Source organism: Novosphingobium sp. BL-52-GroH (assembly GCF_044813085.1).
Lineage (GTDB): Bacteria > Pseudomonadota > Alphaproteobacteria > Sphingomonadales > Sphingomonadaceae > Novosphingobium.
Map to the genome: position 1 here is coordinate 137,982 of NZ_CP171151.1, position 16,870 is coordinate 154,851.

The 16,870-nt window shown below is 59.9% G+C and carries 13 protein-coding genes and 1 pseudogene; 9 read left to right on the forward strand and 5 right to left on the reverse strand.

Going from position 1 to position 16,870, the window contains the following annotated elements:
- The first annotated feature begins 77 nt into the window (after nucleotides 1-77).
- Nucleotides 78-503, forward strand: coding sequence for a hypothetical protein (locus tag ACFFDA_RS10740; RefSeq protein ID WP_404479130.1), 426 nt, complete (start codon nucleotides 78-80; stop codon nucleotides 501-503).
- 69 nt (nucleotides 504-572) lie between these two features.
- Here ACFFDA_RS10740 and ACFFDA_RS10745 read toward each other — a convergent pair whose 3' ends face one another.
- Nucleotides 573-845, reverse strand: a complete 273-nt coding sequence (locus tag ACFFDA_RS10745; protein ID WP_008828607.1) for a hypothetical protein — start codon at nucleotides 843-845, stop codon at nucleotides 573-575.
- A 505-nt stretch (nucleotides 846-1,350) separates the two neighbouring features.
- Here ACFFDA_RS10745 and ACFFDA_RS10750 point away from each other — a divergent pair.
- From ACFFDA_RS10750 to istA, 6 genes and pseudogenes are all read left to right on the forward strand, one after another.
- On the forward strand, nucleotides 1,351-1,644 hold the full coding sequence (locus tag ACFFDA_RS10750; protein WP_404479132.1) for a hypothetical protein: 294 nt from the start codon (nucleotides 1,351-1,353) through the stop codon (nucleotides 1,642-1,644).
- Entirely contained in the window at nucleotides 1,631-3,979 is a 2,349-nt protein-coding gene (locus tag ACFFDA_RS10755) for a type IV secretion system DNA-binding domain-containing protein (RefSeq protein WP_404479134.1), read from the forward strand. The genes ACFFDA_RS10750 and ACFFDA_RS10755 overlap by 14 nt, the downstream gene beginning before the upstream one ends.
- Before the next feature lie 2 nt (nucleotides 3,980-3,981).
- On the forward strand, nucleotides 3,982-7,419 hold the full coding sequence (gene mobF / locus ACFFDA_RS10760) for a MobF family relaxase (protein WP_404479135.1): 3,438 nt from the start codon (nucleotides 3,982-3,984) through the stop codon (nucleotides 7,417-7,419).
- Between the two features lie 3 nt (nucleotides 7,420-7,422).
- The gene (locus ACFFDA_RS10765; protein WP_404479137.1) at nucleotides 7,423-7,929 is read left to right on the forward strand and encodes a DUF2726 domain-containing protein; all 507 of its coding nucleotides are present in this window, start codon (nucleotides 7,423-7,425) and stop codon (nucleotides 7,927-7,929) included.
- A gap of 75 nt (nucleotides 7,930-8,004) precedes the next feature.
- Complete coding sequence (locus ACFFDA_RS10770; RefSeq protein WP_404479236.1) at nucleotides 8,005-8,421, forward strand: thermonuclease family protein; 417 nt, start codon at nucleotides 8,005-8,007, stop codon at nucleotides 8,419-8,421.
- Between the two features lie 73 nt (nucleotides 8,422-8,494).
- Nucleotides 8,495-10,011, forward strand: a pseudogene (istA, locus tag ACFFDA_RS10775) (IS21 family transposase).
- Between the two features lie 688 nt (nucleotides 10,012-10,699).
- On the opposite strand, the gene ACFFDA_RS10780 reads toward istA, so the two are convergent.
- Nucleotides 10,700-11,683 carry an HWE histidine kinase domain-containing protein gene (locus tag ACFFDA_RS10780; RefSeq protein ID WP_404479138.1) on the reverse strand — a complete coding sequence of 328 codons (984 nt, stop codon included), beginning with the start codon at nucleotides 11,681-11,683 and terminating at the stop codon, nucleotides 10,700-10,702.
- Between the two features lie 174 nt (nucleotides 11,684-11,857).
- On the opposite strand from ACFFDA_RS10780, the gene ACFFDA_RS10785 reads away from it, so the two are divergent.
- Entirely contained in the window at nucleotides 11,858-12,103 is a 246-nt protein-coding gene (locus ACFFDA_RS10785; RefSeq protein ID WP_404479140.1) for a hypothetical protein, read from the forward strand.
- A 158-nt stretch (nucleotides 12,104-12,261) separates the two neighbouring features.
- Here ACFFDA_RS10785 and asd read toward each other — a convergent pair whose 3' ends face one another.
- Nucleotides 12,262-13,137, reverse strand: a complete 876-nt coding sequence (gene asd / locus ACFFDA_RS10790) for an archaetidylserine decarboxylase (RefSeq protein ID WP_404479142.1) — start codon at nucleotides 13,135-13,137, stop codon at nucleotides 12,262-12,264.
- Between the two features lie 635 nt (nucleotides 13,138-13,772).
- Here asd and ACFFDA_RS10795 point away from each other — a divergent pair.
- On the forward strand, nucleotides 13,773-14,276 hold the full coding sequence (locus ACFFDA_RS10795; protein ID WP_404479143.1) for a ferritin-like domain-containing protein: 504 nt from the start codon (nucleotides 13,773-13,775) through the stop codon (nucleotides 14,274-14,276).
- A 153-nt stretch (nucleotides 14,277-14,429) separates the two neighbouring features.
- Here the strand turns inward: ACFFDA_RS10795 and ACFFDA_RS10800 are convergent, their stop codons facing one another.
- A complete protein-coding gene (locus tag ACFFDA_RS10800; RefSeq protein WP_404479144.1) occupies nucleotides 14,430-16,271 on the reverse strand; it encodes a YbhB/YbcL family Raf kinase inhibitor-like protein in 1,842 nt (613 codons plus the stop codon).
- Between the two features lie 22 nt (nucleotides 16,272-16,293).
- Entirely contained in the window at nucleotides 16,294-16,713 is a 420-nt protein-coding gene (locus ACFFDA_RS10805; RefSeq protein WP_404479145.1) for a DUF4142 domain-containing protein, read from the reverse strand.
- Between the last annotated feature and the right edge of the window lie 157 nt (nucleotides 16,714-16,870).

Here is a 16,870-nt window from a genome sequence, read left to right on the forward strand (position 1 = left end):
CGGCGGGGCCCCACCATTTTCTTCGGCGGCTCGACCTCGTCCCGCCAATTACAGCGCAGCGGCCGCCAAAGAAAATCGTGACCCCCACCGCCGCTTCGCGGCGCGAAAGGCTCGCCTTTCGCGTCCCTGGCCCGACCGCGCCCCGAAGGTCCGACCGTAACTGTCGTTTTGACCAAGGAGTGAGCGTTATGAGCACGTCAGTTACCCTCCCCGAAGACAAGATCGAGTTCATCGCCAAGTCGGATAAGGAGATCCGAATCGAGCGTCGCATCGCCTCGCTCGAAGCCGAAATGCACCGCGCCTGTCGCATCCATGACCGCCGCGACGACTTCATCGAAATGATCGACTGGACCTCCATGACGATCGACGATCGCGAGACGATCCACAGGGCCGCGCTTCCCTTTTTTTGTCTGATGCTGTCCCGATCGCTGCCGCGTCTGCCCCCGGCTCGCTCGCCTTGGCCTAACGGCCAGGGCGACGCATCGCCGGTGCGCGCCGCTTAAAAGAATGGCCGCACGAATGGGCGAGCCCATCCGCGCGGCCATCGGTCGTTTGTTCGATGCCGAAACGGCTCAGGCTGACGCCTGAAGCCGCTTCTCCACCTCGTCCACGCCCAGCGTCTTCACCGCCTTCATGATCCGCTCCAGTCGATCATGCGGGAGCTTGAACAGCCCCGCCTTCTCGACCGTCCCGATCGCCGCCTCCCGCACCTTCTGTTGATGCGCCTTGCGACGCTCCGACAGCTTACGTTCCTCGGCCTCGATCGCGGCCATTTCTGCGTCCAGTGACTTCGCCATTTTCATTACCTTCTGGTCAGGCTGATCGGCTCTGAACAGCGCCACCATAACCGGACCTGGCGCACCGGAAAACCCGTGTCGTACTCCCCTACGATACGACTGCGAAGTCGCACCCTTCACTCACGGATGATCCATGCACTTGCGACCCCATTCGACCCGCGCAAAGCGCCCTTCCCCTTCGGTCGCTTCCGCCTCACGGCGGACCTTTGCCCCCCGGAAACCGGAGGCAAGCCCGGACCAGACGAGAATCCAAACACAACGAGGCTACACGGACGATACGACAGCTCAATAGGCACACCGAACGCACGAGATGTGCGGGATTATATTGATGAATCAAACAGTTATGGACTATTTTAACGTGATCCCATTTGATCCTAATTTCGATCTCATTTGATCCCATCTCATATAGGCTGAAATAACAATGGGTTATGTGGAATCAAATGGGATCATTGAGGCCAGATAGCCGTGAATAGACTTGCCATTCGACGAACCTGCGAGTATGTAATCGGCGCTTTCCGCAAAAGCCCACCATCCCCTCATTTGAGAGGATGGTATGAATATGAAGATTATCCAGCGGACCGTCAGGTTCGAAAAGACGGATATGGACCGGCTCGATGCGATCGCAGCTGGCGAAAATAGATCGTTCGCTGATCTATTGAGATCCATAATTAAGCAGCACTTAAATGGCGGCAAAATCGAGAATGCGAGCCACCTTCGGCTAGCGCGAGTCTGTGAGTACACTCAGGCTGCCGTCGATACGATTCTACGCGAAGAACATCCCGATCATCGCCAGCTTGTCCTCGACGAAACGACCCGGCGTATGGAGCGGTATCATGGCTCGCGCTGATATCCGCAACGACGGTCGGCCTGTCCCTCTCAGGCACCATTCCGCGCGCGGCGACACGCCTCGCAACAACGGCAATTTCGTGCGCGGGAGCCAGTTGCTCAACACCCAGGTCATCATGTGGCTGCAGGGCGCGAAGATGCCCTTCCTCATGTGGTTGGGCATCTTCGCCCTCTCGTACTTCACGATGCTTTCGTTCACCCTCGACGAGAACAATTTCCAGCTCATCTGCATGCGCATCCTGTCATGGCTCTGGGACTGGTGTGCCCTCGATCCTATGAAGCAGGCCAACCTGCAGCTGCCAGACCATACCGTCCGCCATACCTACATGGGGTACGTGCCCTATGTTCCCGAGGTCGCCCTCGCCTGGCACAAGGCAGTACGCGGCGTGATCGGTTCGATCCTGATCGCCTCGTTTGCGACCATCCCGGCTTCGATCTGGTATGTCGATTTCTCGCGGCGGCGAGGCGGCTCGATCATGGAAGAACGTCATGAGCGCGGAGCCATGCTCGTCGATCGGGATTTGCTCTACAGGGAGATCAGCCAGCACAACCAGATGAAGTTCGTTGAGGAGGCCAAAGACCTCTTCCCCGGCAAGAAGCCCAAAGCTGTTCTCAAGATGCCGCTCGATGCCCGTAAGGCTGCTGGCATCCACCATCCCTACTATCTTGCGGGCATCCCCTACCCACACCGCCTCGAGCAATCCCACACCATGCTCCTGGGCACTACCGGCACCGGCAAAACCACGGTCCTTCGGCGACACCTGGCTCAGATGCGCGAACGTCAGGATACCGCCGTCGTCTTCGATCTAACCGGTGCTTACGTGGAGGCATTCTACGACCCTGAACGCGACACCATCCTCAATCCCATGGACGTGCGCTGCCCGTCATGGTCGATCTTCAATGACTGCTCGACATACAGCGAGTTTACCGCCGCGGCTGCAGCTCTGATCCCTTCCGACGGCGGATCGTCGGAACCGTTCTGGGCCCTCGCCGCACGCACCCTCTTCATCGAGATGTGCATGAAGCTCATCGAGAAGGGCCAGACCTCCAATCAGGCGCTCGCCGACAACCTGATGACGGCCGATCTCAAGCAGGTCCACCGTCATCTTCAGAAGACGATCGCCGATCCACTCACTGCCCCGGAAGCCGCCCGCATGGCGGAATCGATCCGCGCCGTTTTCAACACCAATGCGCAGGCGCTGCGATTCCTTCCTGACGAGGGCGAGCCATACTCGATCAAGAAGTGGATCACCGGCGAGAAGGAGCCCGGATCGATCCTCTTCATCACCTGCACCTACACCGACCTCGAGATGAACAAGGCCCTCCTGACCCTGTGGTCGAACCTTGCCATTCACTCGCTCATGACCATGCCGCACACACGTTCTTTGCGCACCTGGTTCATGTTCGACGAGCTGGGCGCGCTCCACCGCCTGCCCGCCATCGAGAACGGCCTCCAGACCGCTCGTAACTTTGGCGGAGCCATGATCCTTGGCCTCCACTCCTTCGACAAGCTGGTGCAGGTCTACGGGGAAGAAAACGCCCGCAACCTCTCCTCGCTTGCGCGCACAAAGCTGATGCTGGCCGCCGCTGATTTGGACACCGCCGAGCAGTGCGCCCGCTACATCGGCAATCGCGAAATCCGGCAAATGGATGAGGGCTATTCCTACGGCTACAATTCCACCCGAGACGCATCGACGCTGACGCCGCGCAAGCAGATCGAACCGCTCGTCATTCCCGACGACATCATGAACCTGCCCTCGATGCACGGCTTCGTGAAATTCCCGGACGGATTTCCGGCAGCGCGCATCCAGCTGGAGTGGCAGTACTATGCCAAGGTTGCCGAGGGCTTCATGCGCCGACCACCGTCAAAGCCGGACGATCCGGACGGCAAGGTTCGCGGAGGTGGGGGAAAGCCGAAGGGTGGAGATGACGGTGGGCGTGGTGAGAGCCTGACCCCCGCGCCAGAGGACATGGAAATGGGGTTGACGCCGATCGCGCTTGCCGCCGATATTCTCTCCCAGCCCACCGAGGAACAGCAGCGCGAGGCAGTTGAGAACGAGGCTGCTCAGCGCATGGATCTGGGCGTCCAGACCCCCGCCGATGGCAAAGACGATAGCGATCGGCGTGACGAGCGTGATCGTGATGCGCGCGACCTCGACGCAGGCCAGGACAACGCCTCCACACAGTCGCGGGAATCGGAAATCAGAAATCACGCCCCCCTGCCCCACGAGGAAGATCTTGGCGTGCGGGAGGCGCGTGATGATTTCGGGACCGGGGATGGCATCGATCACCATCATGATCATGGTCATGACGACGGCCTTGGCATGGGTGACTGACCATGCATTCCATCGCCTCTGTCCGCTCCGCCGGCGGCGCCGCAAAATACTTCACTAACGACGATCTCGTCAGCGGTGAATACTACACCACCGAACAGGCCGGCGAAGTTAGCCAGTGGGGCGGCGAAGGGATAAAGGACAGCCCTATCGCCGCTGGCACACCTGTCACCCGTGAAGCCTTCGAAAAAGTTCTGAACGGTGAAACGCCGAACGGTCAGCAGCTGCGTCAGTTCGAAGGCCGTCGCCCTGGCGTCGACATGACCTTTTCTGCGCCAAAGTCGGTTTCGCTTATGGCCTATATCGCCGGCGACAAGCGCATCCTCGGACCCGAGGGCGCGCACCTCAAGGCGGTCCAGAATACCATGGCCTGGGTGGAGAAAAACCTCGCCGAAACCCGCAAGGACATCGACGGCAAGAAAGTGCCCGTTCAGACAGGGAACCTCGTCTACGCACTCTTCCAGCATGACACGAGCCGCGCACGAGATCCGCAGGCGCACATCCATGCCGTAGTCGCCAATATGACCCGTATGGCGGACGGCACCTGGCAGGCCCTGCACAACGACCGGATCTGGCAGAGCAATTCGGTGATCGGCACGATCTACCATTCCTTCCTCCGGAACGAGATGGAACAGCTCGGCTACAAGGTGCAGCTTGAGGGCAAGCACGGCACTTTCGAGATCGTCGGTGTGCCCAAGGCGGTCATCGAAGCCTTCAGCCAGCGCCGCGAAGAGATTGTTGCCCTTTCCAAAAGCCTCGGCATCAAAAGCACCCAGGGCATGCGCGAAGTGACCGCACGTTCACGCGACCCAAAGGTCGCGGGCCAGAACAACCAAGACCTCGTCAAGGAATGGATCGAGAAGGCCGAAAGTCAGGGATTCAACGGCAAGGAGATTCTGGAGTCGGCCCTCCGAGCGTCGCGCGAGCAACCGGATAACCTTGCCGTGCGCGGCTATAAGGCCATGCTCGAGGTCGTTAATACGGCCCGCGAGTTTGTATCCGGCCTCCTGCGGTCCCCCGAGCCACTGGTGGATGCCGGTATTGCGCGCCTTGCCCAATCGCCGGGGGATGCCCGCGCCCAACTCGCTGTCGCATCGGCAGTGCGCATCCTCAGCCAGCGTGAAGCCGCCTTCCAGGTCCACCAGGTTTCAAAGACCGCCCTCGATCTCGGGCTGAAGGGTGTCACGATCGATAATGTCGAAGCGCGCATCGATCGCCTGATCAAGAACGGCGACCTCGTATCCGGCGAGATCCGGCACAAGGGCCGTTTGGTCGAGGCTGTCACTACCCCTGAAGCGCTGAAGGTCGAGCAATCAATTCTCGATCACGTTGACGCCGGAAAGGGCAAGGGAACCTCGATCGTCGACGCCGCCAGCGCGCCATCCCGGCTTCAGGAGGCCGCTTCACCGCGAGAACTGAACTCGGGCCAGCTCGCGGCCGCAACCATGATCGTTTCGAGCGACGATCGTTACGTCGTCGTCCAGGGTGTCGCCGGCGCCGGTAAATCCACCATGCTCCAGACTGTCGCCGCCGTTGCCCGCGACGAAGGTAAGCAAGTTCTCGGCCTCGCCTTCCAGAACAAGATGGTCGGGGACATGCGCGAAGGCATGGTGCCCAAGCACCTTTCGGCCGAAGACATGGAAAAGGCCGGGGTATCAGCGCAGACGATCGCGTCCTTCGTTTGGCAGAACGAGAAATATCTCAGCGATCCGAGCAGCCCGGGAGCCCAGGCACGGCGCGATGAACTGGCTGGCACGATCGTCGTCGTCGATGAAACCTCAATGGTGTCGAGCGAGGATATGCTCAAGTTGATGCGCATCTCCGAGGCACTGGGCATCGAAACGATGGCCTTCGTTGGCGACCGCCAACAGCTCTCCTCGATCGATTGGGGTAAGTCCTTCGCCATGGTGCAGGCGGGCGGTATCACCATGGAGCGCATGGAACAGAACGTGCGCATCAACCCGGAAAACAAGCAGCTTCTCACCGTCGCCGCCCTCGCCAACACCGGCAGGGCCGGCGCTGCCCTGAAGGTTCTTGGCGACAATGTCACAGAGCATTCTGAACCGGCGGCCGAGGCTGCCGATACATGGCTGGCGCTTTCCGCAGAGGACCGCACCGCCACCGCAGTATTCGCCTCGGGCCGCGAGACGCGCGCAGAGATCAACACCGCGATCCAGGAAGGGCTTCTGCGCGAGGGCACGCTCAAGGGCGACGGGCTCTATGTCACGGTCCACGACCGGGTCAGCAAGGAGCGTGAGCAGCTGCGCTATGCCCATCACTATACCGTCGGCCAGACGCTCACCGTTACCGGCCAGGTCCGGGAGGTTGGTCTCGGCCGCGGCCAGTACCAGATCAGCCGCATCTTCGACAACGGCAAGGTCCAGATCACCGGTCCTAACGGGTGCAACATTCGCTTCGATCCTCAGCGCATTGATCCCGCAATACGGCGCGACCGCCTCGAACTGACCACACTTCAGACCTTGAAGATCCACGAAGGCGATACAATCCGCTGGACCGCGACTGACAAGGACCGTGGCCTCGACAATTCCGCGCTCGCCAAAATCGTCTCGATCGCGGATGGCGGCGTCACCTTCGAGACGGCGAACAAGGAGCAGGTCACGCTTGAGCGTGGCGATCCCATGCTGAGCCGCATCGACCTCGCCTATGCCCTCAATATGCACATGGCGCAGGGTGTCACTGCAGACAAGGGGATCGGGGTGATGCTCTCCTACGAGCACAACCTGTCCAACCAGCGCCTTTTCAACGTCCTTATAACCCGCGTGCGAGATGCCCTGACCATGATCGTTGACGATCGTCAGAAGCTGGAATGGCGCCTTGATTCAAATCCCGGAGACAAGACCTCCGCGCTCGAAAGCACCGGAAAGCTGGATATTGATGGAGCTGACGCCAAGCAAGAGGCGGCAGACGCAGCACTTACCGCCGCGTTCGATGCACTCGATAACGAGATGGCCGGGGGCGCTTTGCCGAGCAGACCTAGCAGCGATGCCAAGGCGGATTTGAACGACATACCCCCAATGCCTCCTGGCGATGCCCCGGACGGCAGTACTGGCGCTGTCACAGGAAACGAAAGCGCGGCCACAGGACGCAACGAAGCCGAGACGAGCCAGATCGGCATGTCCGGTCCCGATTCATTGGATCTAGATGAACTGCCTCCAATGGGACCGTCGGACACCGACTACTCCACCTTCGATGCCGACACCGATCAGATCTACGATCCCGGGACGAGTGAGCCCCCTGCCCCCACGCAGGACAGGGAAGACGTCGATCCCCTGAGGCAAGCGCTGCTCGATCACCTGGAGGGCGACGGCCTCGGCATTGTCGATACCACAGTTGATGACCTCACCGGCATCCCCCCGATGCCCGGCCGTGACCCTGACCAGATCCCGGGCCTGCCCGAAAAGAACCTTGGATTGGACCTCTGAGCCATGGAAAAGCAAACCGCCCTCCTCATCCTGCTTGGCATAGCCGCGATCCTTCTGAAGGCACTCTACGGGACGAACAAGCCGCCAAAGCCGGTCGCGAAGGATTTTTTGACCAGGCGTGAAGCGGCCATGCTTGTCGCGCTCGAGCGAGCCCTCCCCCACTGCCGTATTCATGCCCAGGTGGCGATGGGCGCCCTTTTGCGCGCGCCCACCAGCCCACTGCGGAAACCCCGGCATTCAGACCGCAACGCGTTTTCGCAGAAGATCGTTGATTTTGTCGCCCAGGACCGCGCCTCAGGTGCAATCCTCGCTCTGATCGAAGTCGATGATTACAGCCACATCGCAGCACGAGATCGTGCACGAGACGCCATGACCGATCATGCCGGCTATCGAACAATAAGAATTGGACGCTCCGTGCAACGGGTCAAAGATGTGCGCCAAGCCGTAGCATCGCTCATGATGTCGTCCATTCCCTACACTATGCAAGGCGGCCGCCACAGGGATCGATAACCGCATGTGGTCGAGCATCATCTATATCAACTGCGATTGTTGTTGCGCCAATTATTGTTTGGAAAGGTTCATATTATGTCTCTGATAATTATTACCGCCGCTGCGCTGGCAGGCTGCACCGTGACCGATGGCGACACAATCAGATGCAATGGCGAGCGCATCCGCTTGCTTGGCGTGGACGCCCCCGACGGTCCCGGCAACAGCAGGTGCCGGCCGGTTCCCAAACCCGGTGCGGTCTGCGATCGGCAACGGGCCGCCGCGAGCAAGGCTTCGCTGCAAAGGATAATGACCGGGCCTCTGTCTATCGAGCGCGTGGGCACAGATCCTTACGGGCGCACGCTTGCAATGGTCTACGCGCAGGGGCGCAGCCTTTCGTGCCAACAGATCGAAGCTGGGCAAGCCACCTATTTTGCGCGAGGCATCCGAGTTGCGGATTCCGGGATGATCCCGGCCACCATTCCGAGCAATTGCCGGCCACCCGGGAGGGAGTGAGAAGCCCGATCGTTGGGTCCATCCTATCGGCACAGCAGCCGGAAGGATGGAGATGCCGACGAGGAGGCCGAAGATGCGCCATGTGCGCGAAGTGATGAGAATGCATCGGGAAGCTTGTGTCCCGATGCGCGAGATTGCCCGGCTGACTGGCCTAGCTCATTCTACAGTGCGTGACATGATCGATCGCTCGGGATTGGCTTGGCCGGTGCCGTCCGAGATCAGCGACATAGTTCTGGAGGGCCGCTTGTATGGCGCCTCGGGCGTCAAACCTGGACGGCGCAAGCTTCCGGAGCCGGACTGGCCTGCGGTAGCGCGCGAACTGAAGCGCAAACACGTGACGCTGCAGGTGCTCTGGGAGGAGTACCGTACCGAGCATCCGGATGGATATCGCTATAGCCGGTTCTGCGATCTGTTCCGACGCTGGGAAGGCCGTCTACCGCTGGTCATGCGCCAGAGCCATGCCGGGGGCGAAAAGCTATTCCTCGACTATGCTGGCGACACGGTGCCGGTCGTGGTGAACCGGCGGACCGGGGAAGTCCGCGGTGCCCACATCTTCGTTGCCGTAATGGGCGGATCGAGCCTGTCGTTTGCGCTGGCGACATGGACCGAGCAGTTTCCCGATTGGATCGCGGGCAACAACGCCGCCTTCGCCTTCTTCCGCGGCGTTCCCCAGTTGCTGGTGCCCGACAACGCCAAGGTGGGGGTGGTCAAGGCCTGTCACTTCGATCCTCAGGTGAACCGCAGCTACACCGACATGGCGCGGCATTACGGTACGGCGAGCCTGCCGACGCGGCCGCGCAAGCCGCGGGACCAGGCCAAGGTCGAAGCCTGCGTCGGTATCGTCGAGCGCTGGCTATTAGGCCGCTTACGTAACCGAATCTTCTACAGCCTCGCCGAGGTCAATGCAGCGATTGCCGAGTGCCTTGCTGATCTCAATGACCGGCGCGTGCTGCGCCAGTTTGGCAAGACGCGCCGCCAGTTGTTCAACGAAGGGATGTTCCAAACCTCAAGCCGCTGCCGACAGAGCCGTGGGTTCATGCCGAATGGCGTCGCTGCCGCGTCGGGCTCGATTACCATATCGCGATCGAGCGACATCATTACTCCGTTCCGCACCGCTTCGCGCGCCGCGAGGTCGAAGCCCGGTTCACTGCCAGTACCGTCGAGATCTTCCTGGGAGGCGAGCGCATTGCCGTGCACCTGCGCAGCAGCGGCAATGGCCGGCACACCACCGTCCCCGAGCACATGCCATCCAGCCACCGGCGCTACGGCGAATGGACGCTGGCGAAAATCCGGCAGGAGGCAAGCCGGATCGGGCCGATGCTATCCTTGCTGGTCGAGAAGGTCATCGAGGCAAAGCCCCATCCCGAACAGGGCTACCGGTCCTGTCTGGGCATTATCGGGCTCGAGAAACGCTTCGGGGCCCAGCGGCTCGAAGCCGCGGCGCTGCGCGCGCTGGAAATCCAGGCGCGCAATTACCCGTCGGTTAAATCGATCCTCGAGAAGGGCCTCGACCAGGTGCCCGTTCCCGAATCCCCCGAGCAAGAGCCGATCATCCATTCCAACATCCGCGGCTCGAGCTACTACAACTGAAGGAGCAAGAATGCTGAAGCATCCCACTCTGGACCTTCTGGGCCAACTCGGCCTCGCCGGCATGGCCAAGGCCTTCGCCGAGATGGAAAGCAACGATGACGCAGCCTGTCTCAGTCATGCAGAATGGCTAGCACTGCTGCTCGACCATGAGGCCACCTACCGAAATGACAGGCGCCTCGCTCTGCAAGCGCACGGCGATGATCGACCCGGCAGTTCTGCGGGTCACTCGAGATCTCCTTGACCGGCAGCGGCCCGCAGATCGCCGCGCCGCCCCGCTCTCCCCGCCTCAATGGCTGTTACAGGAGGATTCCATGCGCGAGGATGTAACCCCCACACCACTCGCCCCCCGCGATACTATGATCGAATATGCGCTCATCCTGCGCCGCTCCCTCACCGACTGCGTAAAGACGTTCGATCAGTGCATAGTCGACCTTTGAGGCTGGCCCCTCCCCGCACCAGGATCTCGAACGGCGCCAGCTCGTGGCCACCTTACTGCGTACCTTATCCCCGCGTCTGGAGCGGTTGATCCGCCTCAGTTACGAAATCGGCGTCCCGCAAACCGGTGGTGCTGAAATCGCTGTCGACTTCGGAATCACTAGAACCCGCATCGATATGATGCGCCGAGAAGCCCTGCCGCGCCGATCCTATAGTAGACGAACGTGAGGCTGCTTAATTAAAAGAAAAAATGTTACGTTTGATCCAAAGACGAAAGCGGCGCTATAAACCGGGCGCGAAGTCCGTCTGGACCGTAAACAAGTTCGTTCATACGGTTCCCATTTATCCCCAGCCCAATAAGGCGTGATCCGAAACCCTTTTCATGGGGCTCACAGGCAGGCGGACCGCCCACTTCTCGCCAATCGACTTCAAATAGCTCATCACTAAGTCTCCAGCTAACCTCAACTCGGCCATTATCGGCCGACAATGCTCCGTACTTGACCGCGTTGGTCGCCATCTCATGCAGCAGCAGCGATAGCGACAGGGCGGCCTTGGGACCTATCGAGACATCTGGGCCATCGATCTCGAACCGCTGCCCTTCCGCTTCGATCCGAAGCACCTTTTCAACCAACGGACGCATTGTCGCGCCGGTCCAATCCTTCTGCAGAAGCATATCGTGGGCCCGGCTTAAAGCCATCAGCCGATTCTGAAACGTTTCCAGGTCAGCACCCGCGCTTCGCAACGTTTGAGCCGCTATAGCCTGAACCGCCGCAAAGGTGTTCTTAACTCTGTGAGACAGCTCGTCCATGAGAAGTTGCTTCTCTTCTTCTGCCTGTATCCGCTCGGTCACATCGACCGTGAAGCACCGTGTGTTGCGAAAATGTCCGGCCTCATCAAAAAACACACTCGATGAGATAAGAACGTGCTTGATATCGCCGGATTTGGTCTTCAGCCGGGCAGGATACTTGTCTAGCACCTCCCCGCGGCCCAGGCGCGCGAGAATATCGGCTATCGTGTCCGGGTCGGCGTGGAAATCCCCGATATGGCGGCCAACATACTCTTCCGCCGTGTAGCCGAGCAACGCCAGTTCGGCCTTATTCGCGCGCAAAATCGCGCCGTCTGGACCAACGATATGCAGGCCTATAGCGCCATTCTCAAAAAAATCATCGAGGGGAGCCAAGTGGCTTTGGCTTAGATCTGAAACCAATGGCACAGTAACCTCCTGACGAACCGACATGTGACGCCCTTAAAGCAATTCGCTGCTCGCGCACAGCGCCTCGAGCAGTCATGGGATCTCGGCCCCGCGTGTCGGGCGGGCCAAGGCACCACGGTGAGCCTTTGGCTGCCGGTGGCAATACCGAAACGTCAGGCACACCAGCGTTAACGGGTCTCGCGGTGGATGTGTGCGCGCATGAGCGCGCTCGGCCGCGACCTGATGGAGCAAGGAGTTGAGCGCTGGCAGGACTTCGATGACGTCGAGGTCTCCTGCGCCGACTGGGATCGTGCTATGGCGGTGGTTAACCAGGAATTTCTTGCAAGTTTTGTGGGTAGAGCGAATCCTTGCGCAGCCTTACCAAGGCGCGCATCAGGTGTCGGCAACCAGCGAGAATTCGCGCATCTGCACCAGACCCAAATGCCTTTTCCATCACTCGGATAAGGATTCTTCGATGACCTCGCTGCCCCCCTGCTACCGATCGCGGCGCTTGGCCTGCCGATCTCCGCGCCCGCCAGTGCGCAATAGGGTACCTACGAAATCGCTGCAAACGACACCATCGACCTGACGCCGAAAGTTCGAAGACGCCCTCTTCCTAGCGCTTAGCCAAGAACGTCGGTCTGCGCTAAAGTTCGGCGCTCGCCCATCGGTTCGCCAAGGCGAATGGGGCGACCGGGTGCCCACTGACTGTGAAATGCGATAGTGTCCCGCTGGAACAGCGTCACCACAGTCGAACCAAGGAGGAATCGGCCCATCTCCGCGCCCTTTTCCAGTGAGATGCCACCATCGGAGTAGGTCCATTCGGTGATTCTCCCGGCTGCTTTTGGCTTGACCAGGCCGTGCCACACTGTGGCCATGCTCCCGACAATCGTGGCGCCGACCAGCACCATCACGAACGCCCCGTGGCATGGCGAGGAGAATACGCAGACCACCCGCTCGTTTCGGGCGAAGAGGTTCGGCACTCCGCGCGCAGTGACGGGATTCACAGAAAACAGTCTTCCCGGCACATGGATCATCCGTGTGAGTATGCCGGCGCAGGGCATGTGCACGCGATGATAGTCCTTCGGGGACAAATAAACGTTCGCGAAGCTGCCATGCTGGAACTGGCTCGACAGGCTGGTGTCGCCGGCGAGGAGGTCGGTGATGCTAAAGTAGTCGCCCTTGGCCTGCAGGATACGATGGTCATCGATGGCGCCGAACTGGCTGATAGCGCCGTCCACCGGATTGACAAAATCCGTGTTCGCCAACGGACGAGCGTCGGGCTTAAGCGCCCGGGTAAAAAAGTCGTTGAAGCTCTCGTAGTGATCAAAATTGGTTTGTACCGCGCCGGTCATATCGACCTCGTACTTGCGTGCAAACCATCGGATGAGCCGAGCCGTCATCGCGCCGCGTTTCGCCCGGGCGACCCTGCCGGCAAGCGCGGTCAACCCTTTTTTGGGCAGAAGGTATTGGAGCAGGACCTTGGAGCGATCAGACATGATCGTTCGAATCCTAAAGTTATCGCGATGAACCGCAAGGAAGAATTTGGTTGATGCATCATGGGGAAGTGGGGGCGCTTTTCCTGTATCTACTGCCGAGCGGCGTCCTGCCTTTCAGGCGATCCCAATGCCGCCGGTCGCGCCATCGATTATGTCCGTAAGGTGGCTGTATTTCTGCGAGACGGAGCAGGTAGACAAGATCGATCGGACCCGCTCGCATGGAAACCGAGCAGGCTGTGATCATGAATCCCAGCACATTCGCAAGTCTGCCGATCGCACGGGAGGTATGTTGCCGAGTCCCTCCCGGGGTGATGGTCGTGAGTCGGTGGAATGGAGGCCCCCCGCGCGATGCGCCACGATCGGTTGCTAACCTCCAGGCCAGTTGGACCGGGGATGGTGTGGCTCTACCGGCGGAGGGTGATCATGTAAGACCCAAGGCTGAACGTGGCGCAGAAGGGCCCGCGTCTCCCGAGACTCGCCGATAAATAAGTGAACGTAGACTTGAGAAAAGTTCAGAATACCTATTTGTGAACCGGCCAGCATAAGCGAAGCCATACGGAACATTGTCCCTTTCCACGCGCTCAAGCGGAGCGGTCGGCGCTAAGCCCGGCAGCTGCGAAGAGAGGAACACCATCATGTCCGCACCGGAAAATTTTCAGGAAATCTACACCGACGAGCTCAAGGATCTGTGGTCCGCAAACGACCAGATGAACCGATTGCTGAAGAAGATCACCCCGAAGGCAAGCGATCCGGAGCTCAAGGAAATGCTGACGAAGTCGCAGACGGGAATCTCGGTGCATACTGACGTGCTCAAGGAGCTGATCGCCGGCCAGGACGAGAAGGTTTCCAAGGAGCATTGCAAAGGTATGGAAGGCTTGGTCACCGAGGCGACCAAGCACATCATCGAGGAAGGGCCGAAGAAAGGCCCGCTGCTCGATGTCGTCATCATTGCTCAGTACCAGCGAATGAGCCACTATGGCATCGCAGGGTTCGGTACTGCAGCAGCCTATGCCAAGGCTCTTGGCCTTAAGGATGACAACAAAAAGCTTCGCGAGGCCACCAAGGAAATCTATGGCGGTGACGAATACATGACCAAGCTGGCGGAAACGAGCGTAAACATTCAGGCTGAAGAATCCTGATCGCCTGGTAATTGATCGCGTCCGGAATGGCGCCGTACTTCTCAGTACGGCGCCATTTTTTATTCATGCGCAGTGGTTATGCGGATATATACGGGACGGCCAAGGCAAATTCTACATATGCTAATGCGGGCGCGGGACCGTCCGACGTCGGAGTCAGCGTGCCTTTGTACCAGGCGTTTTTATCATCCCCGCCGGCAGAGTTCCGCTTTTTGGCGGTTTGGCGACCTGTCGGTAGCGACCGGTCAGCGCGCCCTTGGCAAGCACATGGCCCTGAGCGGCTCCCAGCACCTGGTCGCGGTTGGCACCGATCGGGAGATCAAGCACCGTGTCGAGAGCCAGGACCTGGAAGCTGTAGCGATGCGCAGGATCACCCACCGGCGGCTGCGGACCGTAGTAACCCGGCGTGTTCTTGCTGTTACGGCCCTGCATCATGCCATCTGGCAGGGTCAGCCGTTCTTGCTCTTGCAGGCCTTCTGGGAGGCTGGTTGTCGACGGGGGAATGTTCCATGCGACCCAGTGAACAAACGGCGTGATGGGAAGCGAATCCGGATCTTCCATGATCAGCGCGTAGGATTGTGCGCCGGTAACAGGATCCCAACTCAGGGGCGGCGAAACCGCGTCGGCATACTCGCTGTATTTTTCAGCGATCATGCCTTGCGGCGTGACCGCCGTGGAACGCACCTTCACGGAACTTTTCGAGGAGGCTGTTTCCGGTCGATCAATTGTCAGAGGAACGCCGATACCCTTTGCCGCTTGGGCGAGCATGGGCCCTGCGGGTGGGGCAATGGCCGTGGTGACCTGCCCGGCAGCCCCGGTATAAGCGATGCGATAGATCGTACCGTTGCCATCGTCGGTTAAAAGCAGCGAGCCGTCCTTCAGCATGGCGAGGCCGACGGGGCGAGCTATATGCTTCAGACCGCTGTCTGTCAGGAACCCGGTAACGAAGGGTTCAAAGCGGTCAGGTTTGCCGTCTCGAAACTTGATGCGAACGACTTCATAACCCGATGCCGGCTTCCGGTTCCATGATCCGCGCATCGCGACGAACGCATCGCCTTGATAGTCCGCCGGGAAATTGCCCCCCGAGTAGAACACCATGCTCATGGGTGCTGCATGGGCAGTATACCCCAGGACCATGGGCGTACTCGCCGCCAGCCATTGGGCCTTCGTTATCTCCCCGGGAGGCGTGGTCTGCGGGTGGATGCCATTCACGCCATAGGCGTGCGGCCAGCCATATTGCTTGCCCTGCTCGATGAGGTTGAGTTCTTCGGGCTGTAAATCGTCGCCTAGGTCATCGATCCCATGATCCATGCCCCAAAGCTCGCCAGTTTGAGGCTGCCAGCCAAAGCCAATCGTATTGCGCAGATTCCTTGCGAAAATTGTGCGCATTTTGCCGTCGGGTGAAACCCGCAGAATGCTGGCGTTCTCCGGATTGGTTTCGTTGCAGGCATTGCAGGTCGAACCCACGCTCACATAAAGCATACCGTCGGGACCGAAGCCCATCGTGCGATTAGGATGTTGGCCGCCATCAGGCAGATCGCCGACAATCATCTCGAGCGGGCCTAGAGTGCCGTCGGGCCGGATTGCCGCGACGAAAATCTCTTTTACCGTCGCGATGTAAAGCTTGTCGCCCTTGATCGCGAGGCCATGGGCATTGGGGCGGTTGGCGACTACCAGGGGCGCTGCGTCCGCTACCCCATTACCGTCTGCATCCTTGAGCAGGACGATATCACCCTGTTCGCGCCGACTGACGTAGATCGCTCCATTTTGAGAAACGGCGATGATACGCGGGTTTTTCAAGCCCGTCGCGAAGGTGGAGACTGTAAAGCCAGCGGGCACTTTGAGCCCGGCAAGCCGTTCCGGCGTTGCCGGTGCCTTGTCAGGCTTAAAGACGTGAATTGCCACAGGCACATCCGTTCCATCGCCCTGCTGGGCAAAAGCGGCAGTCGAAAATGCAAGGGCAGTACACGATACGGCCAGGACGGACATAGGCTTCATGGAATCTCCCTAAGGTCAAGCGTTATCGGGCAGCCTGAAGCGCGCGGGCGTGCTCCAGGTGCTGCGTGATAATGGGAATCGCGGCCATGGCCGACGTCCGTAGCGGAGCTTTGTCGCCCTGCGCGGCATATGCGGTCTGCACTGTCAAGGCCTGTTCATGCGCTGGAATTTGCTGCGCGATATAGACGCGGTCAAAATCGTCTGGCGCCGCTGCATAGAGTTGATCGATCTTTGAGCGACTGCCTTGGCCGAGGACCGCCGGTGGAGGCAGTAAGCCTGCGGCTTTGGCCTGGGTCAACGCCGCATTGGTCGTTTTGGTATGGTGGTCGATCAGCATTGTGGCGAATGCGCGCACCTTGGCATTCTGCGAGCGCTGGAGTGCGATCTGACTGGATGTGACCTCGTAGACGTCGCTTTCCCCGGCGATCTGCAGATAAGGCACTGCGGCACCCGTCGAAGCCGGTGGCGGCGGAGGCGGATTAGACGGACTCTGGGCATACGCGGTAGCTGGGACGCTCCACGTCAAAACCGAGACCAATAGAAAGCTTGGCGTCTTCATCTTCAGGCACCCTCTATTATTACCGCGCTAGCAATTGATG